The following is a 24819-nucleotide window of genomic DNA, read 5'->3' as shown; positions in this document are numbered from 1 at the left end:
GACTCGAACCATGTCAGGCAGGATCGTCATCACCGGAGCCGGCGGGCAGTTGGGCGGTTGCCTGGCCGCCCAAGCCACTGACCAGGGTCGCGAGCTATTGGCCCTGACGTCCTCGCAGTGGGACATCACCGACCCGGCCGCCGCTGAGACGATCGTGAAAAGTGGCGACATCGTTGTCAATTGCGCCGCGTACACCGATGTTGACGGCGCCGAAAGCGACGAAGCGAGGGCGTATGCGGTCAATGAGGCCGCGCCGGAACACATTGCGCGGGCATGCGCGCGCGCCGGGGCCCGCCTGATCCACGTGTCGACGGACTTCGTGTTCGCCGGTGATCCCCCGTTGTTTGAAGGTGGCGCCGAGCGCCCCTATGAACCCGGCGACGAGACCTCGCCGCGCGGCGTTTACGCGTGCAGCAAGCGCGCCGGTGAGGTGGCCGCGCTGGCGGCGCTGCCGGAGGCCTCCCAGTGCATCGTGGTCCGGACCGCGTGGGTCTACACCGGCGGCACCGGCAAGGACTTCGTCGCGGTCATGCGCAGGCTCGCGGCCGGCGGTGATGTCAATGGCCCGATCAAGGTCGTCGACGACCAGGTTGGCTCGCCGACCTACGTCGCCGACCTGGCCGAGGCGCTGCTCCAAGTGGCCGATGACGGTGTGCCCGGGCCGATCCTGCACGCCGCCAACGAGGGCGTCGTCTCCCGATTCGGGCTGGCGCGCGCGGTCTTCGAGGAGTGTGGCGCCGACCCCGAGCGGGTGAACCCGGTGAGCACCGAAGAATTTCCCCGCCCGGCGCCGCGGCCGGCCTACTCCGCGCTGTCGAGCCGGCAGTCGGTGGCGGCGGGCATGGCGCCGCTAAGGCCCTGGCGCCCTGCACTTGTCGCCGCGCTGGCCGCCTCGGGCAGCGGACTGCCAACCGAACGACCGGTAATCTCTACGCGTGACTGACGTCTTGCCGGTCGTGACGGTGACCTACTCGCCGGGCCACCACCTCGAACGTTTTCTGGCTTCGCTGTCGCATGCCACCGAGCGCCCCGTCAGCGTCCTGATGGCCGACAACGGTTCCACCGACGGCACCCCGCAGGTGGCGGTGGAGCGCTACCCGAACGCGCGGTTGTTCAAGACCGGAGCCAATCTCGGCTACGGAACCGCGGTCAATCGCGCGATCGAACACCTCTCCGAGAGCGGGCAGATCGATGACTGGGTGGTGGTGGCCAACCCGGACGTGCAGTGGGGTCCCAACAGCATCGACGCCCTGCTGGAGGCGGCCACCCGCTGGCCGCAGGCCGGCGCGCTGGGCCCACTGATCCGCGACCCCGACGGTTCGGTCTATCCGTCGGCGCGCCACCTGCCCAGCCTGATCCGCGGCGGCATGCATGCGGTGCTCGGGCCGTTCTGGAGACGCAATCCGTGGACGGCGGCGTATCGCCAGGAGCGGCTCGAGCCCAGCGAACGGCCGGTGGGCTGGCTCTCGGGATCCTGCCTGCTGCTGCGCCGCTCGGCGTTCGGTCAGATCGGCGGATTCGACGAGCGCTACTTCATGTATATGGAGGACGTCGACCTCGGCGACCGGCTCGGCAAAGCCGGCTGGCTCAACGTCTACGTGCCGTCGGCAGAAGTGCTGCACCACAAGGGCCACTCCACCGGACACGATCCGGCAAGCCACTTGGCCGCACACCACCGGAGCACCTACCTCTTCCTGGCCGACCGGCATACCGGATGGTGGTTGGCTCCGCTGCGCTGGAGCCTGCGCGCATCGTTGGCGCTGCGTTCTCGTCTGATGGTGCGCAGCTCGCGCCGAAAGCGCTCCGAGAAGCTGGCAGAAGGGCGGCACTGAATTGGCGATCCCCCCAGTCGATGCGGTGATTCTGGTCGGCGGCAAGGGCACCCGATTGCGGCCGCTGACGCTGTCGGCGCCCAAGCCGATGCTGCCAACCGCCGGGGTGCCCTTTCTCACCCATATGTTGTCGCGCGTCGCGGCGGCGGGCATCGAGCACGTAATCCTGAGCACCTCTTATAAGGCTGCGGTGTTCGAAGCGGAGTTCGGCGACGGGTCGGCACTCGGTCTACAGATCGACTACGTCACCGAAGAGGATCCGTTGGGGACCGGCGGCGGCATCGCCAACATCGCCGACAAGCTGCGTCATGACACCGCGATGGTCTTCAACGGCGATGTGCTCTCCGGCGCCGACCTCGGCCAGCTGCTGGAGTCCCACCAAGCCAACGCGGCCGACGTCACGCTGCACCTGGTGCGTGTCGGCGACCCGCGCGCATTCGGCTGCGTGCCCACCGACGAGACGGACCGCGTCGTCGCCTTTCTGGAGAAGACCGAGGATCCGCCGACCGATCAGATCAATGCCGGCACGTATGTCTTCGAGCGCAAGATCATCGATCAGATTCCACGGGGCCGGCCCGTTTCGGTCGAACGCGAGGTGTTCCCATCGCTGCTCTCCGATCCCGACATCAAGGTCTGCGGCTACGTCGATGCCACCTATTGGCGGGACATGGGCACCCCGGACGACTTTGTCCGCGGATCGTCGGATCTGGTGCGCGGCATTGCGCCCTCGCCGGCCCTACAGGGTCATCGGGGTGAGCAGCTGGTGCACGAAGGCGCAGCGGTGTCACCCGGCGCGGTGCTGATCGGCGGCACGGTTGTCGGGCGGGGCGCCGAGATCGGTCCGGGTGTGCGGCTGGACGGCGCGGTGATTTTCGACGGCGTCAAGATCGAGGCCGGCAGCGTAATCGAGCGCTCGATCATCGGCTTCGGGGCCCGCATCGGTCCGCGGGCCCTGATCCGCGACGGTGTGATCGGCGACGGCGCCGATATCGGTGCGCGCTGCGAGCTGCTGCGCGGCGCCCGGGTGTGGCCCGGCGTCTCCATTCCCGACGGCGGGATCCGTTACTCCAGCGACGTCTGAACCGCTTTCGCGCCTTCGCCGGGTCACCCAGTCACCCAGTCGCCCGCGCCCGCGAAACGAGGTGGGCGAGCGCGTAATCGGTACCGGGCGGCAACGCGTCGGCCGGCCACCAGCGCAAGTCCTCGGATTCGTCGCTGAGGACAATCTGCGCACCCGCCGGCGCGTGGGCCACGAACTGCAGGTCCAGATGGCGGGTCGGGACTCCCAGCGAGCAGGTGACCGGGTGGACATGAATTGCGGCCAGGTCCGGTGCGATACGCAAATCGGGGACACCGGATTCCTCGATGGCCTCGCGCAGCGCCGCGGCCACGATGTCGGGGTCGTCATCGTCGCAGTGGCCGCCCAGCTGCACCCACCTGCCCAGCCGCGGATGCAGGGTCAGCAGCACCCGGGTACCGCTGTCGTCGAGCACGATCGCCGAGGCCGTGACGTGGCCCGATACGCACTCGCGGCGGCAGGCGTCGGTGCGGCCGTGCACGAAGGCCAGCACGGCATGCCGCAGCGAATCCTGCGCCGGGTCGGGTGCCTGCCAGTCGGCGAGGATCGAGATCGCCGACTCCCGGATGCTCATCGGGCTCCGCGCCTGGTGCGGCGGTCGCGCAGCGTGTGCCATGCCGCCCGGCACTGTGCGACGACATCCGGCGACCAGCCGAGGCCGTCGATCAGGACATGACGGTCGACGGTGTCGAGGGCCTTCTCGATTTCGTTGGCCCTCAGTAGGAGATCGACATCCTCGGCGAGTTCGGCGCCGGCAAGCGCCGGTGCCGGAATGGGCAGCTGCTCGGCTTCCCGCGGCTCCAGCTCCAAGATGCCTCCACCATAACTACGGCCCATGATCTCGGTGAAAGCGAATGTCGCGCTGTTGTGGAACACCGCGGCAAGCGCCGTCGGGTCATGATCGCCGACGATCCGCACCCGATGCACGGTGTCGGTGCTCGTCGCCGTGGTGGCGTTGACGGTCAGCCGCGGGGCCAGGTGGATCTGGCGCAGCAGGAACAGGTCGGGGACCCACAGCGACGGTGTGCGCCACCAGGGCCTCCGGATCGAACACTTGTAACCGCGGTGGACGCCGGCGGCCTCACCGGCGTCGATGTGGGCGGCCAGCGCGGGGTCGGCCGGCTGCTCTGGGGCGTCGAGCAGCCAGGTCCGGTGCCCGGCCGCGATATCGCTGGCCCGGCAATCGGTGTCGTAGACCAGGCCGGACAGCTGGCTGCTGCGTGAGAGCAGCGGGACGCAGTGGGCCCGCAGCCCCAGCTCGTGGGCTTGCGCATCGGTGAAGGTGAAGAAGCTGTTGCGGCCCGTCACGATGCCGACGTCGACATCGGCGATGGACCCGAGTCGGGTCATGGTGTCGGAGCCCTTGAGTGTGCGCAGCAGTCCGATCGCGGCGGGGTCCAAGAAATACTTGGTCCACTTCTCCTTTTCGTGCAGCAGCGCGGGCGCCGATTCGGCGTTCAGTTCCGGGTGCGCCATTAGGTCCAACGCATCGGCATCGGTGAGATTGATCGTGCGAATGCGCGCGGGACCCGGACCGACCACACCGCAAAACAACACGACTTCCTGCAAAATGCCGTCGAACACCAGACGCTGAAATGTGACCAGAGTGATTTCGCGGTAGCGGCTGAGCAGAAATTCACGCAATTGTGCGGCATAGCCGACTTGGAGCAATTCGGCGGGCAATACCAAACCCACCCGTCCGCCGTCGCGCACCAATACGGTGCTCGCGACGACGAAAGGGACCCAGGCATTGGTCAACCTGCTGGGGCGCAAACCCTGCAGCCGCATCAGGTCCAGCGCCGGCTCCCGTTGCTCGGACGCCCAGTTGCCGAACCGGATATAAGGCGGGTTGCCCGCGACCCCGTCCCAGCCGGCGGCCTCGTTGTCGGCCAGCCAGGTGAACAGATTCGCGGCGTCGACGGGAGCGAATGCTCGCGACTTCGCGGCCTCGGCGGCGACGAGTTCCACGCCGTGCACCTGCGTGCTCAGCTCGGCCAGCTCACGCAGGATTCGGCCGTCGCCGCACGACGGCTCGACAATTCGCGGACCGGCCTGGCGGACCCAGCGGGCCAGAAATCGGGCCACCGGTGCCGGCGTGTAATACCCGCCGCGGACCTTGTCGGCCGATGCGACCGCCTTGCCCGCGAACGTCTTCACCGGGTCAGTATCACTTGCGAATCAGCAGATCTCCGGGATTCACGGGGTCGCGCGACTCGGCCGGCTGCGCGGCGTAACCGATCGCGATGGCGCCCAATGGCTCCCAATCGGGCGGTAGTTCCAGCTCGGCGCGGACCAGGTCGGCGGCAAAGATCGTCGAGCCGATCCAGCAGCTGCCCACGCCTCGCACGGCCAGCGCGACCAACAGGGCCTGCACGGCGGCTCCGACGGCGACGGTGAACATGGTGTGCTCGGCGTTGCTGCGCTCGGCGTCGGGGTAGGGGTGGGCACCGTCGGGGACCAACATCGGGATGACGACCTCGGGTGCGTCGTAGAGGATCTGGCCGCGACCCACCCGCCGATCGATCGAGTCGGTGGGCTTGCCGTCACCGGCAAGGTCGGTACGCCACTTGTCCTGCATGCGATCGAGCAGCCGCGTCCGGGTGGCCGCAGTACGCAGCCACACGAACCGCACCGGGCGAGTGTGGTGTGGGGCCGGTGCGGTCAGGGCCTCGGCGACAGCCGCCTCGAGAAGATCCGGCGGCACCGGCTCGTCGCTGAACTGGCGCACCGATCGGCGCAACAGCTGGGCCTGCCGGCGACCCATATCGATGGCTTCGGCGGTGCCGAGCCAGAACAGATCTTCGGGACCGGGTCGCAGCAGTTGCCGGGCCGTCGTGCCGTCGTCGATGACCGTGAGGCCGCGCACAACGGCTACCGGCATGGCGGTCAGCTTGCCCTTGACCAGATCGGCGGCCGCCGCGACTTCATCGGCCACCGCGATCTCGGTGACCACTAATTCGTTGCCGTGCTCGTCGACCGCACCCGAATAGCCATGCAGCACAGCAAGACCCGCCGCACCGATGGCGGCGTCGATCTGTCCGTTGCGCCAGGCCCGGCCCATGGTGTCGGTGATCACCACCGCGACGTCGACGCCGAGCTTCTCGCGCAGGGCGGCGCGCAGTGCCGCGGCAGTGCCGTCGGGGTCGACCGGCAGCAGCGCGAGTTCGGTTCGGCCGACGTTGGATCCGTCGACGCCGGCGGCGGCCTGGATCAGACCGAGCCGGTTCTCGGTGATCAGCGTCCGGCCCTTGCGGGCCAGCACCCGCACCGCTTCGTCGTCGACCAGCTTGCGCCGGAGCTCATCGCGTTCCTCGGGATCCTCGGGCGCCGCCACCAGCCGGCCCTCGCATTTGGACACCACCTTGCTGGTGACCACCACGACGTCGCTGTCACGCAGCCATGGCGCGGCGGCGGCGACCGCGGCACCGAGATCGTCGCCGGGGCGGAACTCGGGAAGCCCGGCGACGGGCAGGATCTCGATCGTCGAGGCGGTGCCATGCTCGTGCCGAGGACCGGTCACGCCGCCACACCCGCAACATCCAGTCCGGCGCGGACCATCCGCGCCGTCGCCTTCGGGTCGCTCATCAGCAGCGGGACCGAGCGCACCGCGACGCCTTCGATGTCGGCGTGGTCGCCTTCGTGCACCAGCCAGCAGTCCAGTATCCCGGTGGTCTCGCGCGCCCCGTAGTGCCTACCGACCGCCTCCGCGGTGGATTCGACCCCGATCACCTCGAGGCAGGCATCAGCCATGCCACGCAACGGCTTTCCACCGATGATCGGGGAGTAGCCGACGATCGGGGCGGACGCCGCCCGCAGCGCGCCGCGAATACCGGGTACGGCCAGGATCGCGCCGACGCTCACCACCGGATTGGACGGTGCCAGCAAGATGATGTCGGCGTCGTCGATGGCCTGCAGCGCTTCAGTTGTGGCGCTGGCCGTTTCAGCGCCGACGAACGCAAAGCTGTGGGTGGGCACCTTGGCCCGATAGCGCACCCACCACTCCTGGAAGTGGATCGCGCGCCGGCTGTCGTCGGCGGGATCGGTGATCACCACGTGTGTTTCGCAACGGTCATCGCTGGCCGGCAGCAACTGCGCACCCGGTTGCCACCGGTCGCACAGCGCCGTGGTGATCTGTGACAGCGGGTAGCCGGCGTGCAGCATCTGGGTGCGCACCAGATGGGTGCCCAGATCGCGGTCGCCGAGCTGGAACCAATCCGGCTGCACGCCGTAGCGCGCCAATTCCTCTTTGGCATGCCAGGTTTCGTCACGGTGGCCCCAACCGCGCTCCGGGTCGACGCCTCCACCTAAGGTATACATACAGGTGTCCAAATCCGGACAAACCCGAACCCCATGGATCCAGGCATCGTCGCCAATGTTGACGACGGCAGTGAGCTCGTGGCCCGCGCCCGAAGGGTCGCGTTGCCCCTCGGCGCTGAACTGGCCCAGGCCGAGTAACTGCTGGACGCCCAGCAGGAAACGGGCGCCGCCGACCCCGCCGACCAGAACGGTGACCTTCACATCGCACGACAGTACCGGCCGGGAAAAGGGGGAGTTGGGAGCGGTTGTGATGGACACGCCGAAAGCCCTCTACAACAGAAACGCCGAAAAATGGTCACAAGATGATATGGAAATGCGCCGTAACGCTTGACCCGGCAGATTAACCCGTGTCTAATCACATCAGTGTCATTTCCCGGTTAGCCGGCCGGTTCCGGTGTCGCAGACCGAGATTCGATCACTTGTTCGAATTGTCGGTTACATCAGAACAGTGGAAGTCAACCAATCTCCCAAAATCGATCTGAGGAGGCGTACGACGCATGTCTTACGAGCACCTACGGGGCGTCATGGCAGGCACTGAGCACGCCTCAATCAGCCTGACTCCAGAGCCACTTGCCCGGCCGCACTTGACCGTGGTTCCTGATGCGCCAATCGCATTCGAGCCCGAGCCATTGCCACCGGCCAATCCCGACGAATGGCAGGACCGCGCCCTGTGCGCGCAGACCGATCCCGAGGCCTTCTTCCCCGAGAAGGGCGGGTCCACCCGCGAGGCCAAGAAGATCTGCCTCGGTTGCGAGGTGCGCCATGAGTGCCTCGATTACGCCCTGGCGCATGACGAGCGCTTCGGCATCTGGGGCGGTCTGTCCGAGCGTGAGCGCCGTCGCCTCAAACGCGGCGTCATCTGACCGATCAACCCTTCTGCACGGTTATTCGTCCTCGATCGTCGGATCGATGACTGTGGGTTCCACGTCGAGATAGATGGCCACCTGAGCCACCAGGATCTCGTGCAATAACTCGCCCAGTTCGACGGTGTCTTTAGCACGTCGTTCGATGGGCTTGCGGAACAAGACAATTCGCGCCCGCGTGGCATTGCCGCGGACGTCCACTCCGGCGGGGATCAAGCGGGCCAGTGCGATCGGCCCGTCGGCGACGACCTCGGGCGGCCACTGGAAGCTGTCGGGATCCTTGGCGGCGATGCGCGGGATTTCATCGACTGCCACGTCGAGTTCCGACACTCGTGATTGCCAGCGGCGCTCGATGGGTTCGTAGGCTTCCAGCACCGCCATGTCGAACCGCTCGGCCCGGCTGCGCCATCCCGGCACCGTCGGCGGCAGCAAAGGACCGCGCATATCGCGGCCACGCCGAGTTGCCCGGTGCGGAGCCGCTCGGCCCATAGGCCCTCCGTTCCGCGGGAAACTGCGCGAATCACCCACGCGCCGATGGTAACGGTTGAACATCGTCGGCCGGACGGTTGCGCGTGTCCGGCGCTTCGGCGGCGTTTTCGCACGATAGCCTTTGCGACGTGAACGTTCCCCGTCGCTGCTGCCGGCCCGGGTGCCCGCATTACGCCGTGGCGACCTTGACGTTTGTCTACTCGGACTCGACGGCAGTCGTAGGCCCACTGGCCACCGTGCGCGAACCGCATTCCTGGGATTTGTGCGTCGGCCACGCCGGTTCGATCACCGCGCCCCGCGGATGGGATCTCGTACGCCACGCCGGACCCCTCAATTCGGAGCCCACCAATCCCGACGAGGACGACCTGGTCGCCCTGGCCGACGCGGTGCGCGAAGGCGGTCCGGGTGACGGGGGCTTGCCGTATGCGGGCAGCACCGGCATGCCGTTGAACGGCTTTTCCGCGCAGGCGGGAAGTGTTTCCGCCGATTCGCTTGTCCACCACGGCGGAGCCCAGGCCACGGCCCCCAGCAGCCATCTGTTCGCGCCACCTCAAAAAAGCTCCGGACGCCGGCGTGGACATCTGCGGGTGTTGCCCGATCCGGCCGACTAGGCCGCGCGGTTCTCTTCCAAACCGGTTTGGAACAGTAACTTCTGCGGGCCGATAGGCTGACGCCAAGAGGCAAATCGATCGACGGCGTCAGGAGGCCCGCATGTCTCGGCCCGCCGCGACTGTCCACCGTGTCATTAAGGCTTATGACATCCGTGGGCTGGTCGGCGAAGAGATCGACGAGTCGCTGGTCGCCGAGGTCGGGGCCGCGTTCGCCGCGTTGATGCGTGGTGAGGGGGCGCAACGGGTGGCGATCGGCCACGACATGCGCGATAGTTCGCCGTCGCTCGCCGCCGCTTTCGCGACCGGAGTGACCGACCAGGGCCTGGACGTCGTGCATATCGGGTTGGCGTCGACCGATCAGCTGTATTTCGCCTCGGGGTTGCTGGAATGCCCCGGCGCGATGTTCACCGCCAGTCACAACCCTGCCGCCTACAACGGCATCAAGCTCTGCCGGGCCGCCGCCCTGCCGGTCGGCGCGGATACCGGCCTGAAAGTGATCACCGAGGATCTGATCGCCGGGGTCGCGACGTACGACGGGCAGCCGGGGACCAGCACCGAACGCGATGTGCTTGCTGACTACGGCGAGTTCCTGCGCTCGCTGGTCGAGGTCTCCGGATTGCGACCGTTGCGGGTAGCGGTGGACGCCGGCAATGGCATGGCCGGTCACACGACACCGGCGGTGCTCGGCGCGATCGACTCGATCACGTTGTTGCCGTTGTACTTCGAGCTCGACGGTTCGTTTCCCAATCACGAGGCCAACCCGCTCGACCCGGCCAACCTGCTGGATCTGCAGCTCTATGTGCGCGAAACCGGCGCCGATATCGGTCTGGCCTTCGACGGGGACGCCGACCGGTGCTTCGTGGTCGACGAGCGTGGCGTGGCGGTCTCTCCGTCGACGGTGACGAGTCTGGTGGCCGCCCGCGAGCTCGGCCGGGAAATCGGCGCCACCGTCATCCACAATCTGATCACGTCGCGCGCGGTGCCCGAATTGGTCTCCGAGCGCGGGGGCACACCGCTGCGCTCGCGCGTCGGACACTCTTATATCAAGGCGCTGATGGCCGAAACCGGCGCGATTTTCGGTGGTGAACATTCGGCGCACTATTACTTCCGCGACTTCTGGGGCGCCGACTCGGGCATGCTGGCCGCCCTGCATGTGCTGGTCGCCCTCGGTGAGCAAGACCGGCCGCTGTCGGAGCTGACCGCGGACTACCAGCGCTACGAGTCCTCCGGCGAGATCAATTTCACGGTGGCGGACGCCGCGGATCGCGTGGACGCCGTGTTGAAGTCGTTCGGCAGCCGGATCCACTCCATCGATCACCTGGACGGGGTGACGGTGGATTTGGGTGATGGCAGCTGGTTCAACTTGCGCACCTCCAACACCGAGCCGCTGCTGCGGCTTAACGCGGAGGGTCGTACCGCCGAGGACGTCGACGCGATGGTCGCCCAGATCAGCGCCGAGGTCACCGGCCAGGTGCAGCGCAGCGAGGGCGTGCCGTGAACGCCACCCAGGCGATCGATCTCGAAGACATCGACGGCCTGCTCGCCGCCGATCGGCAGGGCCTGTTGCGGTCCGCCTCGTTGGCAGGCGCGCAGGTGCGCGCCATTGCCGCCGCGGTAGACGAAGGCGAATTGGACTCACTGCGCACCGGCGACCGGCCGCGCAGCGTGATCTGGGTAGCCGGGCGGGGGACCGCCCAGACGGCGGGGACGATGCTGGCCGCGACGCTGGGCGGTACGGCGTCGGCGCCGATCGTGATCGTCAGCGAAGCCCCGGCGTGGGTGGGTCCGCTCGACGTGCTGATCGTCGCGGGCGACGACCCCGGCGATCCGGCCTTGATCGGCGCCGCCGCGACCGGGGTGCGCCGCGGTGCACGGGTTGTCGTCATCGCGCCCTATGAGGGTCCGCTGCGCGACTCCACGGCCGGCCGCGTCGCGGTGCTGGCGCCCCGGCTGTGGGGGGCCGACGAGTTCGGATTGTGCCGGTACCTGGCCGCCGGCTTGGCCACGTTGCAGACGGTGGACCCCCGACTGGACATCGACGTGCCCGCACTCGCCGACGAGCTGGACGCCGAAGTGCTGCGCAACAGCGCCGGCCGTGAGCTCTTCACCAACCCGGCCAAGACGATGGCCGCGCGCATCTCCGGGCACCGGGTCGCGCTGGCCGGTGACTGTGCCGCGACGCTGGCGCTGGCCCGGCACGGAAGTTCGGTACTGCTGCGGATCGCGCACCACGTCGTCGCCGCCACTGGGCTGGCGGATGCGGTCGTGGCACTGCGCGAGCCTGCCGAGTTCGGCTCCGAGTTGGGCCAAGCCGCTTCGTCGGTGGATGCGCTGTTCCACGACGACGAGATCGACGGACCGTTGCCGCAGCGGCTGCGGGTGCTGGCGCTGACGTTGTCCGACGATCGGACGGTGGCCGCCGCGCGGGTCGCCGGGCTCGATGACGTCTACCTGATCGCGGCCCAGGATGTGCCCGATGCGTCCGACCCAATGGACGACTTGGCCGGACCTGGGGGAGCGGCCGGTCCGCGCGAGCCGGCCGGTGCCGGGCGGCCCGAGCAGCAACTGGCAGTATTGGCCGTTCGGGTGGAGATGGCCGCCGTTTACTTGCGACTGGTTCGGGGATAGATAGACAAGTGGAAGTGCTTCGCGGTGCCGTACGGACGTACGCGTGGGGATCGCGTACCGATATCGCCGAATTCACCGGGCGTCCGGTGCCCGCCGCTCACCCCGAGGCCGAGCTCTGGTTCGGCGCGCATCCGGGCGACCCGGCCTTCCTGGAAACCGAGAAAGGCGAACTCTCCTTGCTGGAGGCGGTGACCGCCGATCCGGAGGGACAGCTCGGCTCCGCGTCGCGCGACCGGTTCGGCGACGTGCTCCCGTTCCTGGTCAAGGTGCTCGCTGCCGACGAGCCGCTGTCGCTGCAGGCGCATCCCAGCGCCGAACAGGCAATCGAGGGTTACCTGCGCGAGGAACGGTTGGGCATCCCGGTGACCTCGCCGGTCCGCAACTACCGCGACACGTCGCACAAGCCCGAATTGTTGGTGGCGCTGCATTCGTTCGAGGCGCTCGCCGGATTTCGTCAGGCGTCGCGCACCATCGAGCTGCTGCGGGCGTTGGCCGTCACCGACCTGGACCCCTACATCGACTTGCTGAACGACCAGTCCGACGCCGACGGTCTGCGCGCGCTGTTCACCACCTGGATCACCGCTCCTCAGCCCGACATCGATGTGGTGGTGTCCGCCGTGATCGACGGTGCAATCCAGTACGTCAGCTCGGGCGCAACGGAATTCGCGGCTGAAGCCAAGACGGTGCTGGAACTCGGCGAACGCTACCCCGGAGACGCCGGTGTGCTGGCGTCGTTGTTGCTCAACCGGATCAGCCTGGCTGCGGGCGAGGCGCTCTTCCTGCCGGCCGGCAACCTGCACACCTATCTACGCGGTTTTGCGGTGGAGGTTATGGCCAACTCCGACAACGTGTTACGCGGCGGCCTCACGCCCAAGCACGTCGATGTGCCCGAGTTGCTGCGGGTGCTGGATTTCGCGCCCACCGCCGAGGCGCAGCTGCGTCCGCAAGTCCACCGCGAGGGCCTCGGGCTTATCTACGACACCCCGGCCGACGAGTTCGCGGTCGCGCTGTTGACCCTTGAGGGCGAGCATCTGGGCCACGAGGTCGATGCGTCACCGAGCCATGACGGCCCGCAGATCTTGTTGTGCGTCGAGGGTTCGACGATGGTGCACGGCAAATCCGGTTCGCTCGAGTTGGAGCGTGGAATGGCGGCCTGGGTGGCGGCCGACGACGGCCCGGTGGGGTTGGTGGCGCGTGAGCCCGCCAAGTTGTTCAGGGCGACCGTAGGTTTGTGACGGCCCGTTCTTTGGCGGCCCGCCGCAACTCGCGGCGCTCGCGCAGCCACAGCCGCAGGTTGTGGACCATGGTCCGGCCGATGATCCGCGGCGGCGGGACCATATAGAGGCTGTCGAGCAGCGAGAACCGGCGCAAAAACCATTCGGCGAGAACGGGTTCGGTTTCGGCGGCCCCAAGGAACTGGTCGAACAGCGCCCCCGACGGGCGCCACCACCAGGGGATCGGTTCGGGGGTGCCGGCGTGGTGAAAAGTGATGTCGCCGATGGCGTTCATCATCCACACCGGAAAGGTGGTCTTGGCGGTCGCCCGACTGAGTTCACTCGCCAGGTCCCCGTCCACGGATCGCAATGCCCGCCGCAGATGGCCGGCCTGTAGCGACGTCATCGTCATGCCCTGTCCGAAGGTGGGGTTGAAGCTGGCCACGGCATCGCCGAAGGGAACGATTCCGGCCGGGAAGCGGTCCAGCTTGTCGTAGCGCCGCCATTTGCTGGCCGGGAAGGCGTGAAATGCCGGCGCGCCAAGGGGTTTGGCCTGCGCCAGGGCATCGGCGAAATGCGCCGGGAGCAGGGTGTCCGCCAGCGCAACCATGTCGGGGAACGTCGTCGGCGGCTTGGCGCCGGCCACGCCGAAGGTCGTCAGCACCCAGGTGCCGTCCTCGTAGCAGAGCATGCCCATCCCCAGCGACTGGTCATGGGAGGCGCCCGCCACGACCACCTTCTCCTGAATCAATCCCTCCGGCATGCGGAACTGGTGACTGGCGTAGTTGATGCCGATGTCCAAGGTTTGCTCGGTGGGCCGCTGATATCCCCACTGCGTCAGCCACACCGGCAACCGCGTGCCACGACCCGCCGCGTCGACGACCAGGTCGGCGCGCACAAACTCCGGGTCGCCGCCCTCGCGATCGACGGGGTCCAGCAGTACACCGGTCACCCGCTGCTGCCCCCGGTCGAACCGCGGCTCCGCGACGCAGCGCCGCACGATCGCGACGTTGTCGATGTCTTGGACACGCCTGCGCAGCTGCCACTCCAAGTGTGGACGGCTGGGCACGTACGCGGTGAATTCGTCACGCAGGGTGTGTCCCGTCCCGAGCACATGGCCCGCGGCGCCTAGGTGGATGCAGTCCGGCCGGTTCTCCAGCATGGGCACGCCGGCGGCCACCATGTCGTTGAGCAGGCCCGGGAACAGGGTGTCGAATTCCGTGGCCCCGCGGGCCATCAACAAATGCAAATGCCGATCCTGTGGGATCGTCGCGCGGTTTGCCGGGGTGCTCGGCAGTTCGTCCCGTTCATAGACGCTGACCTGGGAATACCAATCGGAGAGCACCCGCGCGGCGCATAAGCCAGCGATGCTGGCTCCGATCACTACCGCGTGACCTTGCATGTTGTCTCCGGCGTCCGGCATCCCGGGAGAGTACCCAGTACTGTGCGGTCAAACGGACGGTTCATGAAGGGGCGGCAGATGGCCAACCGATGGCGTACCAAGTCGGTCGAACAGTCACTCGACGACACCGACGAACCAGAGACCCGGCTACGTAAGGACCTGACTTGGTGGGACCTGACGGTGTTCGGCGTGGCCGTGGTGATCGGGGCCGGCATCTTCACGGTCACCGCATCGACGGCCGGCGATATCACCGGGCCGGCGATCTGGATATCGTTCGTGATCGCCGCGGTCACCTGCGCGCTGGCCGCGTTGTGCTACGCCGAATTCGCCTCCACGCTGCCCGTCGCGGGCAGCGCGTACACGTTCTCTTACGCCACCTTCGGTGAGTTCCTGGCCTGGATCATCGGCTGGAATCTGTTGCTGGAATTGGCAATCGGTGCCGCCGTGGTGTCCAAAGGCTGGTCGAGTTACCTGGGGACGGTGTTCGGATTCGCCGGTGGCACAGTCCATTTAGGCTCGATCGACCTCGACTGGGGCGCGCTGCTGATCGTCTCTCTGGTGGCGACGCTGGTCGCCGTCGGCACCAAAGTGTCGTCGAGGATTTCCGCGGTGATCACCGCCATCAAGGTGTCGGTGGTGATCTTTGTGGTGGTGGTCGGCATCTTCTACATCAAAGGCTCCAACTACTCGCCCTTCATCCCCAAGCCGGAAGCCGGGCACGAGGCCGGCGGCCTCAACCAGTCGGTGCTGTCGCTGCTGACCGGGGCGCACAGCAGTCACTACGGCTGGTACGGCGTGCTGGCCGGCGCATCGATCGTGTTCTTCGCGTTCATCGGGTTCGACATCGTCGCGACGATGGCCGAGGAGACCAAACGACCCCAGCGCGATGTTCCCCGGGGGATCCTGACGTCGCTGGCGGTCGTGACCGTCCTCTACATCGCCGTCTCCGTCGTGCTGTCCGGCATGGTCTCCTACACCCAGCTCAAAACCATGCCCGGCGGAAAGCCGGCGAACCTGGCCACCGCGTTCACCGCGAACGGGGTCCAGTGGGCGAGCGAGATCATCGCCATCGGGGCACTGGCCGGACTGACCACCGTGGTGATGGTGCTGGTGCTCGGGGGGTGCCGGGTCTTGTTCGCGATGGCGCGCGACGGGTTGTTGCCGCGGTCGTTGGCCAAGACCAGCTCACGCGGGACGCCGATCCGGATCACCGTGCTTGTTGCGTTGGTGATCGCGGCGACGGCGTCGGTGTTCCCGATCAGCAAGCTCGAGGAGATGGTCAACGTCGGGACGCTGTTCGCGTTCGTCCTGGTGTCCGCTGGAGTCATCGTCCTGCGCCGGACCCGGCCGGACCTGGAGCGCGGGTTCCGGGCCCCGTGGGTGCCGGCGTTGCCGATCGCGTCGATATGCGCCTGTGTCTGGCTGATGGTGAACCTCACCGCGCTGACCTGGGTCCGGTTCGTTGTGTGGCTGGTTGTGGGGACCGTGATTTACCTCGGTTACGGATACCGCCACTCGTTGCAGGGTCGCCGACAGGCCAACGAGGCGGCGTAGTCCTCTCCTTTACAAAATGCCATCGCGTGTCTAGACATGAGACGCAGATGGCTGTATTGTCCAAATCTAACGTGGTATGACTCACAAGGAGGTTTGGCATATGACCACCCACATGGCCCAAGCGGCGGACGCCCTCGAAGTACCGGTCTGGCGGGATAGAAAGCGTCGGCTATGGCTCATGGGATTGATCGCCCCGACGGCGCTGTTCGTGATGCTGCCGTTGACCTGGGGGATCAACCAGCTCGGCTGGCACGCCGCGGCCCAGGTGCCGCTCTGGATCGGGCCGATCCTGCTTTACGTCCTGCTGCCGCTGCTGGACCTGGGCTTTGGGCCGGACGGGCAGAACCCGCCCGACGAGGTGATGGAACAGCTGGAGAACGACAAGTACTACCGGTACTGCACCTACGTCTACATCCCATTCCAGTACCTCAGCGTGGTCCTCGCCGCCTACCTGTTCACCGCCTCGAACCTGCACTGGCTCGGCTTCGACGGTGGGTTGGGCTGGGCGGGAAAGCTCGGTGTGACGCTGTCGGTCGGCGTCCTGGGCGGCGTCGGTATCAACACCGCGCACGAGATGGGGCACAAGAAGGACTCCCTCGAGCGCTGGCTGTCCAAGATCACCCTGGCTCAGACCTGCTACGGCCACTTCTTCATCGAGCACAACCGCGGCCACCACGTGCGGGTCGCGACCCCGGAGGACCCGGCGTCGTCCCGCTTCGGCGAGACGTTCTGGGAATTCTTGCCGCGCAGCGTCTTTGGCAGCCTGCGCTCATCGTTGCGGCTGGAAGCGCAACGGATACGCCGGCAGGGTGTCAGCCCGTGGCACCCCAAGACGTACCTGTCCAACGACGTGCTCAACGCCTGGCTGATGTCGGTCGTGCTGTGGGGCGGCCTGATCGCGATCTTCGGTCCGAGCCTGATCCCGTTCGTGGTCATCCAGGCCATCTTCGGCTTCAGCCTGCTGGAAGCGGTCAACTATCTCGAGCACTACGGGCTGCTGCGCCAACTCAACGCCAACGGTCGCTACGAGCGCTGCACGCCGGTGCACAGCTGGAACTCCGACCACATCGTCACCAACCTGTTCCTGTATCACCTGCAGCGGCACAGCGATCACCACGCCAACCCCACCCGCCGGTACCAGACGCTGCGCAGCATGGAAGGGGCTCCCAACCTGCCCAGCGGGTACGCGTCGATGATCGCGCTGACCTACTTTCCGCCCCTGTGGCGCAAGGTGATGGACCACCGGGTGCTGGCGCACTATGACGGCGACATCACCAAGATCAACGTGCAGCCGCGCCTGCGCGAAAAGCTGCTGGCCACTCACGGGGCTACCAAATGACCGCGACCTATCAGTGCCCGGTCTGCGACTACGTTTACGACGAGGCCAAAGGTGATGTCCGAGAAGGCCTTCCGGCCGGCACGCGGTGGGAGGACGTTCCCGATGACTGGTGCTGCCCGGACTGCGCGGTGCGCGACAAGGCTGATTTCGAAAAGACGGGAGCAAGCGTATGAGTGACTACAAACTGTTCCAGTGCATCCAGTGCGGATTCGAGTACGACGAGGCGCTGGGCTGGCCGGAAGACGGTATCGAGCCCGGTACCCGCTGGGACGACATCCCCGACGACTGGAACTGCCCGGACTGCGGCGCGGCAAAATCCGACTTCGAGATGGTAGAGGTAGCGCGTTCGTGAGCGCTCCAAGCGCTATTGTCGCGCCTGTGGAGCGGATTCCTTACGCCGAGGCGTCGCGAGCTCTGCTGCGCGACTCGGTGCTGGACGCGATGCGCGACCTCCTGCTGACCCGGGACTGGTCCGCCATCACGTTGTCCGACGTGGCCCGCGTGGCCGGCATCAGTCGGCAGACCATCTACAACGAATTCGGCTCACGGCAGGGCCTGGCGCAGGGTTACGCCCTGCGCCTGGCCGATCGCCTGGTGGACGCCATCCACGCCGCGTTGGACGCCAACGTCGGCAACATCTACGAAGCCTTCCTGGCGGGCTTCCGGTCGTTTTTCGCCGAGTCGGCGTCGGACCCGCTGGTGATCTCGCTGCTCAGCGGCGTCGCCAAGCCCGATCTGCTGCAACTCATCACCACCGACAGCGCGCCCATCATCACCCGGGCTTCGGCCCGGCTGAGCGTGGCATTGACGCAGACCTGGGTGGCCACCAGCGACGAGGACGCCGGCGTGCTGGCGCGTGCCATCGTGCGGCTGGCGTTGAGTTACGTATCGATGCCACCCGAGGCCGATCACGACGTCGCGCGCGATCTCGCGCGGTTGATGACGCCCTTCGCCGAGCGTCACGGGGTCATCAACGTCCCCTAGCCCATTGGGCTGTGCGGCGCCGACTACAGTGGCGGAAGAGCGTACCCAAGCTAACTAAAGCTGAGTGGCCCGCTCAAACACTTTGAACCCCCTGAGCCGCAGAAGGATGACACACGCCATGACCACGACCGAAAAGACGCTGACCCCCGACGTTGTTAACGGCATCGACTTCAAGATCGCCGACCTGTCGCTGGCGGAATTCGGCCGCAAGGAACTTGACCTGGCCGAGTACGAAATGCCCGGCTTGATGTCGCTGCGCCGCGAATACGCCGACGTGCAACCGCTGAAGGGGGCCCGTATTTCGGGCTCGCTGCACATGACCGTGCAGACCGCGGTGCTGATCGAGACCCTGACCTCCCTGGGCGCCGAAGTCCGCTGGGCGTCGTGCAACATCTTCTCCACCCAGGACCACGCGGCGGCCGCCGTCGTCGTCGGCCCGCACGGCACGCCGGAGAAGCCCGAGGGTGTCCCGGTCTTCGCCTGGAAGGGCGAGTCGCTCGAGGAGTACTGGTGGGCGGCCGAGCAGATGCTGACCTGGCCTCCGCAGTCGGACGGGACAGAAGCGCCGGCCAACATGATCCTCGACGACGGCGGCGACGCCACCATGATGGTGCTGCGCGGCGCGCAATACGAGAAGGCCGGCGTGGTGCCGCCCGCCGAGGACGACGACTCCGCGGAGTGGAAAGTCTTCTTGAGCGTGCTGCGCAGCCGCTTCGAGACCGACAAGGAGAAGTGGAGCAAGATCTCCGACTCGGTCAAGGGTGTCACCGAGGAGACCACCACCGGCGTGCTGCGGCTCTACCAGTTCGCCGCGGCCGGCGACCTGGCCTTCCCCGCGATCAACGTCAACGACTCGGTGACCAAGTCCAAGTTCGACAACAAGTACGGCACCCGGCACTCGCTGATCGACGGCATCAACCGCGGCACCGACGCGCTGATCGGCGGCAAGAAGGTCCTCATCTGCGGCTACGGCGACGTCGGTAAGGGCTGCGCGGAGGCGGTGAAGGGCCAGGGGGCACGGGTCGTCGTCACCGAGATCGACCCGATCAATGCACTGCAGGCGCTGATGGAGGGCTTCGACGTGGTGACGGTCGAGCAGGCCATCGGCGACGCCGACATCGTCGTGACCTCGACCGGCAACAAGGACATCATTTCGCTGGACCACATGAAGGCGATGAAGGACCACGCGATCCTGGGCAACATCGGCCACTTCGACAACGAGATCGACATCGCGGCGCTGGAGCGCTCCGGCGCGACGCGGCTGAACATCAAGCCGCAGGTCGACCTGTGGACGTTCGGCGACAGCGGCAAGTCGATCATCGTGCTCTCCGAGGGCCGGCTGCTGAACCTGGGCAACGCCACCGGGCACCCGTCGTTCGTGATGAGCAACAGCTTCGCGAACCAGACGATCGCCCAGATCGAACTGTGGACCAAGAACGACGAGTACGACAACGAGGTGTACCGGCTGCCCAAGCACCTGGACGAGAAGGTGGCCAAAATCCACGTCGAGGCACTGGGCGGCACGCTCACCAAGCTGACCAAGGAACAGGCGGAATACCTCGGCATCGACGTCGAGGGCCCCTACAAGCCGGACCACTACCGCTACTGAGCGACACCTTCGCGGCGCGGGCTCGATAGGCTCGCGCCGTGCTGATCGCGATCGAAGGCGTCGACGGCGCCGGCAAGCGCACCCTGTCGGAGGGCCTGCGGGCGGCATTCTTGGCTGCCGGGAAGTCGGTGGCCACGCTGGCCTTCCCGCGTTACGGGCAGTCGGTGACCGCCGACATCGCGGCCGAGGCGCTGCACGGCGAGCACGGCGACCTCGCATCGTCGGTGTATGCGATGGCGATGCTCTTCGCGCTCGACCGCGCCGGCGCGATCGAGGACATCGCTGGCCTGCGCCACGACCATGACGTGCTGATTCTCGATCGCTACGTCGCATCCAACGCGGCCTATAGCGCCGCTCGCCTGCATCAGGACGCGGCAGGAGACGCCGCCGCCTGGGTGTATGCCCTGGAATACCAGCGGCTCGGACTGCCCGCGCCCGACTGGCAGGTGCTGCTGGGGGTGCCCGCCGAGCTCGCCGAAGAGCGGGCCCGACGTCGGGCCGAGTCCGATCCGGGCCGTCCACGCGACAGTTACGAACGCGACGGCGGGCTTCAGCAGCGCACCGGTGCGGTGTATGCGGAGCTGTCCGACGCGGGCTGGGGAGGGCGCTGGCTCGTCGTCGACGCAGACGTCGATCCGGGGCGTCTGGCCGCCCGGTTGACCCCCAAATAGGCCGCGTATAGGCCGCGAATAGCACAAATTTGTCACGATTTGGCCCTATCGAATGAGAAACGCCCGTGTGGTGCGCCAGTTTTGTCCCGATCTGGTGACACCATGGAGTCCATGAGGCAAAGGATTTTGGTCGTGGACGACGACGCGTCGCTCGCGGAGATGCTGACCATCGTTCTTCGTGGGGAGGGCTTCGACACTGCGGTCATCGGTGACGGTACCCAGGCTCTGACCGCGGTGCGCGAGCTGCGGCCCGATCTGGTGCTGCTGGACCTGATGCTGCCCGGCATGAACGGCATCGACGTGTGCCGAGTGCTGCGCTCTGATTCGGGCGTTCCGATTGTGATGCTGACCGCCAAGACCGACACCGTGGATGTGGTGCTGGGCTTGGAGTCGGGTGCTGACGACTACATCATGAAGCCGTTCAAGCCGAAGGAGCTGGTTGCCCGGGTGCGGGCGCGGCTGCGGCGCAACGACGACGAGCCCGCCGAGATGCTGTCCATCGCCGACGTGGAGATCGACGTGCCGGCGCACAAGGTCACCCGCAACGGCGAGCAGATCTCCCTGACACCGCTGGAGTTCGACCTGCTGGTCGCGCTGGCACGCAAACCCCGTCAGGTGTTTACTCGGGATGTGCTGCTCGAACAGGTGTGGGGATACCGTCACCCAGCGGACACCCGCTTGGTGAACGTGCACGTCCAGCGCCTACGCGCCAAGGTTGAGAAAGACCCTGAGAACCCGACCGTGGTTCTGACCGTTCGAGGAGTGGGATACAAGGCCGGACCTCCGTGATCTGGGGCTCGCGGCGACGTATTCACGGTCACCGTTGGGGTCGCACTGGCCCCATAACGCGGGGCATGAGTGCGTTGAGTCGAGCCGTAGGCATTGCCTGGCGCCGTTCGTTGCAGTTGCGAGTCGTGGCGCTCACTCTCGGATTGTCGTTGGCAGTGATTCTGGCGCTCGGCTTCGTGCTGACCAGCCAGGTCACCAATCGGGTGCTTGACGTCAAGGTCAAGGCGGGCATCGAACAGATCGAACGGGCGCGCACCACCGTCGGCGGGATCGTCAACGGCGAGGAGACGCGCTCGCTGGACAGCAGCCTGCAGCTGGCCCGCAACACGCTGACCTCGAAAACCGATCCGTCTTCGGGTCCGGGTCTCGCCGGCGCGTTTGACGCGGTGCTGATGGTGCCGGGCGACGGCCCGCGCGCCGCGACCGCGGCCGGACCGGTCGATCAGGTGCCCGCCGCGTTGCGTGGCTTCGTCAAGGCCGGGCAGGCGGCCTACCAATACGGCACCGTGCACACCGAAGGCTTTTCGGGGCCGGCGCTGATCGTCGGTACCCCGGCATCGTCGCAGGTCGCAAACCTGGAGCTGTACCTGATCTTCCCGCTGACGAGCGAGCAAGCCACGATCACGCTGGTGCGCGGCACGATGATCACCGGCGGCGCGGTGCTGCTGGTGTTGCTCGCCGGGATCGCGCTACTGGTTTCCCGCCAAGTGGTGGTGCCGGTGCGGTCGGCGTCGCGGATCGCGGAACGCTTCGCCGAAGGGCATCTGTCCGAGCGCATGCCGGTGCGCGGTGAAGACGACATGGCCCGGCTGGCGGTGTCGTTCAACGACATGGCCGAGAGCTTGTCGCGGCAGATCACCCAGCTCGAAGAGTTCGGCAACCTGCAGCGCCGGTTCACCTCCGACGTCAGCCACGAACTGCGCACGCCGCTGACCACCGTGCGGATGGCCGCCGACTTGATCTACGACCACAGTGAAGACCTCGACCCCACGCTGCGTCGATCCACCGAGCTGATGGTCAACGAGCTCGATCGCTTCGAGTCGCTGCTCAGCGACCTGCTGGAGATCTCCCGGCACGACGCCGGTGTTGCCGAGTTGTCCGTCGAGGCGACCGACTTGCGCACCACCGTGCAGAGCGCACTGGTCGACGTGGGCCACCTGGCCGAAGACGCCGGTGTCGAGCTGCTGGTGGATACGCCGGCCGAAGAGGTGATTGCCGAGGTCGACCCCCGGCGGGTGGAACGCATTCTGCGCAACTTGATCGCCAACGCCATCGACCACGCCGAGCGCAAACCGGTGCAGATCCGGATGGGTGTCGACGAGGACACCGTCGCCGTCACCGTCCGTGACTACGGGGTGGGGTTGCGGCCGGGCGAGGAGAAGCTGGTGTTCAGCAGGTTCTGGCGGTCGGACCCGTCGCGGGTGCGGCGCTCCGGCGGCACCGGGCTGGGGCTGGCGATCAGCGTCGAGGATGCGCGCCTGCATCAGGGCCGGCTGGAGGCATGGGGCGAGCCCGGTCAGGGCGCGTGCTTCCGGCTCACGCTGCCGATGACACGTGGCCACAAGGTCACCACCAGCCCGTTGCCCATGAAACCAATCCCGCAGCCGCCACCTCAGGGCGCAACCGACCAGCAACCCGGCAACGAACGTCAACGCACGCGCGAGCACGCCGAGCGGAGCGGGTGATGCGGCGGCTGTTCGTCGCGCTGTTGGCGGTGCTACTCGCTGGCTGCGCGGGTGTGCCCAGTTCATCGGCGCCGCAAGCCATCGGTACGGTCGAGCGACCCGCACCGTCGAATCTGCCCAAGCCGACCCCGGGCATGGATCCCGACGTGCTGCTGCGCGAATTCCTCAAGGCCACAGCCGATCCGGCTAACCGGCACCTGGCGGCGCGGCAGTTTCTCACCCAGTCGGCGTCGAACGCGTGGGACGACGCCGGTAGCGCACTGCTGATCGACCATGTGGTATTCGTCGAAACCCGTGGCGCCGAACGGGTTTCGGCAACCATGCGAGCCGACATCCTGGGCTCGCTGTCCGACATCGGGGTATTTGAGACGGCCGAGGGTGTGCTGCCGGACCCGGGTCAGCTCGAGTTGGTCAAGACATCCGGCGGCTGGCGAATCGACAAGCTGCCCAACGGGGTTTTCCTGGACTGGCAACAGTTTCAGGCAACCTACAAGCGCAATACGCTGTACTTCGCCGACCCGACTGGTAAGACGGTGGTCCCCGACCCACGCTATGTCGCGGTCGCCGATCACGATCAGTTGGCCACCGAACTCATGTCCAAGTTGCTGGCCGGGCCGCGGCCCGAGATGGCTCACACGGTCCGTAATCTCTTGGCCCCACCACTGCGGCTGCGGGGGCCGGTGAGCCGGGCCGACGGCGGCAAGAACGGGATCGGGCGCGGTTACGGCGGCGCGCGCATCGATTTGCAGAAGCTCTCTACTACCGATCCGCACAGTAGGCAATTGCTTGCCGCACAGATCATTTGGACTCTGGCCAGAGCCGACATCAGGGGCCCGTATGTGATCACCGCCGACGGGGCACCGCTGGATGACAGGTTCGCCGACGGGTGGACCACCTCCGACGTCGCGGCCACCGACCCGGGCGTGGCGGACGGCGCCGGCGCGGGGCTGCATGCCCTCGTCAACGGATCACTGGTGGGTCTGGACGGACAACGGGCGACTCCGGTGCCCGGCGCGTTCGGCCGGATGGGCGACCAGACGCTCGCCGCGCTGTCGCGCAGCGGGCGGCAGGTGGCGTCCATCGTGACGCTGCACCGTGGCGCCCCGGACATGGCGGAGTCGCTGTGGATCGGTGATCTCGGTGGCGAGGCGGTTCAATCCGCCGACGGACACAGCCTGTCGCGTCCCAGCTGGTCGCTGGACGACGCGGTCTGGCTGGTGGTGGACGGCAACAACGTGCTGCGGGCCATACAGGAACCGGCGTCCGGGCAACCCGCGCGCATCCCGGTGGATTCCGCGGCGGTGGCGAGCAAGTTCCCGGGGCCGATCACCGACCTGCAACTGTCCCGGGACGGCACGCGCGCCGCGATGGTGATCGGTGGCGAGGTCATTCTCGCCGGTGTCGAGCAGACGCAGGCGGGGCAGTATGCGCTGACCTACCCCCGGCGGCTGGGTTTCGGGCTGGGCAACACGGTGGTGTCCTTGTACTGGCGAACCGGCGACGACATGGTGGTGACTCGTAATGACCTCGCGCACCCGGTCTCGTACGTGAACCTCGACGGGGTGAACTCCGATGCACCGGCGCACGGTTTGCAGATTCCGCTGACCGCGATCGCGGCAAATCCGTCGACGGTCTACGTCGCGGCTCCGCAAGGCGTGCTGCAGTATTCGGCGTCTGCGCCAGAAAGCCAGCAAACCTGGTCGGAGGTGCCGGGCTTCATGCTGGGTGGTGCCGCCCCGGTGCTACCGGGGTAG

The 24819-nt window shown here is 67.0% G+C and carries 24 protein-coding genes; 18 read left to right on the top strand and 6 right to left on the bottom strand.

What is annotated here, in order from left to right; all coding sequences use genetic code 11:
* Positions 1-10 precede the first annotated feature (10 nt).
* From rfbD to ACTXG5_RS27185, 3 genes are read left to right on the top strand one after another with little or no spacing between them, the layout of a single operon-like run.
* Positions 11-943 carry a dTDP-4-dehydrorhamnose reductase gene (gene rfbD, locus ACTXG5_RS27195; protein ID WP_445161728.1) on the top strand — a complete coding sequence of 311 codons (933 nt, stop codon included), beginning with the start codon at positions 11-13 and terminating at the stop codon, positions 941-943.
* On the top strand, positions 936-1832 hold the full coding sequence (locus tag ACTXG5_RS27190; protein WP_445161727.1) for a glycosyltransferase family 2 protein: 897 nt from the start codon (positions 936-938) through the stop codon (positions 1830-1832). Before rfbD ends, ACTXG5_RS27190 begins: the two co-directional genes overlap by 8 nt.
* Position 1833: 1 nt before the next feature.
* A complete protein-coding gene (locus ACTXG5_RS27185) occupies positions 1834-2913 on the top strand; it encodes a sugar phosphate nucleotidyltransferase (protein ID WP_445161726.1) in 1080 nt (359 codons plus the stop codon).
* Between the two features lie 31 nt (positions 2914-2944).
* Here ACTXG5_RS27185 and ACTXG5_RS27180 read toward each other — a convergent pair whose 3' ends face one another.
* From ACTXG5_RS27180 to cofD, 4 genes are read right to left on the bottom strand one after another with little or no spacing between them, the layout of a single operon-like run.
* The gene (locus ACTXG5_RS27180; protein ID WP_445161725.1) at positions 2945-3484 is read right to left on the bottom strand and encodes an NUDIX hydrolase; all 540 of its coding nucleotides are present in this window, start codon (positions 3482-3484) and stop codon (positions 2945-2947) included.
* Positions 3481-5067 carry an Eco57I restriction-modification methylase domain-containing protein gene (locus tag ACTXG5_RS27175; RefSeq protein WP_445161724.1) on the bottom strand — a complete coding sequence of 529 codons (1587 nt, stop codon included), beginning with the start codon at positions 5065-5067 and terminating at the stop codon, positions 3481-3483. The genes ACTXG5_RS27180 and ACTXG5_RS27175 overlap by 4 nt, the downstream gene beginning before the upstream one ends.
* Before the next feature lie 10 nt (positions 5068-5077).
* Positions 5078-6430 (bottom strand): coenzyme F420-0:L-glutamate ligase, encoded by a 1353-nt coding sequence (locus ACTXG5_RS27170; protein ID WP_445161723.1) that lies wholly within the window; start codon positions 6428-6430, stop codon positions 5078-5080.
* Positions 6427-7428, bottom strand: coding sequence for a 2-phospho-L-lactate transferase (cofD, locus tag ACTXG5_RS27165; protein ID WP_445161722.1), 1002 nt, complete (start codon positions 7426-7428; stop codon positions 6427-6429). Before cofD ends, ACTXG5_RS27170 begins: the two co-directional genes overlap by 4 nt.
* 323 nt (positions 7429-7751) lie before the next feature.
* Here cofD and ACTXG5_RS27160 point away from each other — a divergent pair, with 323 nt between their 5' ends.
* Positions 7752-8090 (top strand): WhiB family transcriptional regulator, encoded by a 339-nt coding sequence (locus ACTXG5_RS27160; protein ID WP_445164619.1) that lies wholly within the window; start codon positions 7752-7754, stop codon positions 8088-8090.
* A gap of 21 nt (positions 8091-8111) precedes the next feature.
* Here the strand turns inward: ACTXG5_RS27160 and ACTXG5_RS27155 are convergent, their stop codons facing one another.
* Positions 8112-8534, bottom strand: coding sequence for a metallopeptidase family protein (locus ACTXG5_RS27155; RefSeq protein WP_445161721.1), 423 nt, complete (start codon positions 8532-8534; stop codon positions 8112-8114).
* 173 nt (positions 8535-8707) lie between these two features.
* Between ACTXG5_RS27155 and ACTXG5_RS27150 the strand changes: the two genes are divergently transcribed.
* From ACTXG5_RS27150 to manA, 4 genes are all read left to right on the top strand, one after another.
* Positions 8708-9190, top strand: a complete 483-nt coding sequence (locus tag ACTXG5_RS27150; RefSeq protein ID WP_445161720.1) for a DUF3499 domain-containing protein — start codon at positions 8708-8710, stop codon at positions 9188-9190.
* 100 nt (positions 9191-9290) lie between these two features.
* Positions 9291-10688, top strand: a complete 1398-nt coding sequence (locus tag ACTXG5_RS27145) for a phosphomannomutase/phosphoglucomutase (RefSeq protein WP_445161719.1) — start codon at positions 9291-9293, stop codon at positions 10686-10688.
* The gene (locus tag ACTXG5_RS27140; protein WP_445161718.1) at positions 10685-11818 is read left to right on the top strand and encodes a TobH protein; all 1134 of its coding nucleotides are present in this window, start codon (positions 10685-10687) and stop codon (positions 11816-11818) included. The genes ACTXG5_RS27145 and ACTXG5_RS27140 overlap by 4 nt, the downstream gene beginning before the upstream one ends.
* 8 nt (positions 11819-11826) lie before the next feature.
* A complete protein-coding gene (gene manA / locus ACTXG5_RS27135; protein WP_445161717.1) occupies positions 11827-13053 on the top strand; it encodes a mannose-6-phosphate isomerase, class I in 1227 nt (408 codons plus the stop codon).
* Here manA and ACTXG5_RS27130 read toward each other — a convergent pair.
* Entirely contained in the window at positions 13031-14434 is a 1404-nt protein-coding gene (locus ACTXG5_RS27130; RefSeq protein ID WP_445164618.1) for an FAD-dependent oxidoreductase, read from the bottom strand. The genes manA and ACTXG5_RS27130 overlap by 23 nt on opposite strands.
* Positions 14435-14512: 78 nt before the next feature.
* Between ACTXG5_RS27130 and ACTXG5_RS27125 the strand changes: the two genes are divergently transcribed.
* From ACTXG5_RS27125 to lpqB, 10 genes are all read left to right on the top strand, one after another.
* The gene (locus ACTXG5_RS27125) at positions 14513-15988 is read left to right on the top strand and encodes an amino acid permease (RefSeq protein ID WP_445161716.1); all 1476 of its coding nucleotides are present in this window, start codon (positions 14513-14515) and stop codon (positions 15986-15988) included.
* 100 nt (positions 15989-16088) lie between these two features.
* Complete coding sequence (locus ACTXG5_RS27120; protein ID WP_445161715.1) at positions 16089-17327, top strand: alkane 1-monooxygenase; 1239 nt, start codon at positions 16089-16091, stop codon at positions 17325-17327.
* Positions 17324-17500, top strand: a complete 177-nt coding sequence (locus ACTXG5_RS27115) for a rubredoxin (protein ID WP_445161714.1) — start codon at positions 17324-17326, stop codon at positions 17498-17500. The genes ACTXG5_RS27120 and ACTXG5_RS27115 overlap by 4 nt, the downstream gene beginning before the upstream one ends.
* Complete coding sequence (locus tag ACTXG5_RS27110) at positions 17497-17679, top strand: rubredoxin (RefSeq protein WP_445161713.1); 183 nt, start codon at positions 17497-17499, stop codon at positions 17677-17679. Before ACTXG5_RS27115 ends, ACTXG5_RS27110 begins: the two co-directional genes overlap by 4 nt.
* Complete coding sequence (gene alkX / locus ACTXG5_RS27105) at positions 17676-18311, top strand: TetR family transcriptional regulator AlkX (protein WP_445161712.1); 636 nt, start codon at positions 17676-17678, stop codon at positions 18309-18311. The genes ACTXG5_RS27110 and alkX overlap by 4 nt, the downstream gene beginning before the upstream one ends.
* A 118-nt stretch (positions 18312-18429) precedes the next feature.
* Positions 18430-19920, top strand: a complete 1491-nt coding sequence (ahcY, locus tag ACTXG5_RS27100; protein WP_445161711.1) for an adenosylhomocysteinase — start codon at positions 18430-18432, stop codon at positions 19918-19920.
* Positions 19921-19958: 38 nt separating this feature from the next.
* The gene (locus tag ACTXG5_RS27095) at positions 19959-20591 is read left to right on the top strand and encodes a dTMP kinase (protein WP_445161710.1); all 633 of its coding nucleotides are present in this window, start codon (positions 19959-19961) and stop codon (positions 20589-20591) included.
* Positions 20592-20693: 102 nt separating this feature from the next.
* A complete protein-coding gene (mtrA, locus tag ACTXG5_RS27090; protein WP_445161709.1) occupies positions 20694-21380 on the top strand; it encodes a two-component system response regulator MtrA in 687 nt (228 codons plus the stop codon).
* Complete coding sequence (gene mtrB / locus ACTXG5_RS27085) at positions 21377-23065, top strand: MtrAB system histidine kinase MtrB (protein WP_445161708.1); 1689 nt, start codon at positions 21377-21379, stop codon at positions 23063-23065. Before mtrA ends, mtrB begins: the two co-directional genes overlap by 4 nt.
* On the top strand, positions 23065-24819 hold the full coding sequence (lpqB, locus tag ACTXG5_RS27080; RefSeq protein ID WP_445161707.1) for an MtrAB system accessory lipoprotein LpqB: 1755 nt from the start codon (positions 23065-23067) through the stop codon (positions 24817-24819). Before mtrB ends, lpqB begins: the two co-directional genes overlap by 1 nt.

This window comes from Mycobacterium sp. Dal123C01 (assembly GCF_052566995.1).
The sequence above is the reverse complement of the archived record's forward strand: the minus strand, read 5'-3'. Positions and strand labels throughout refer to the sequence as shown.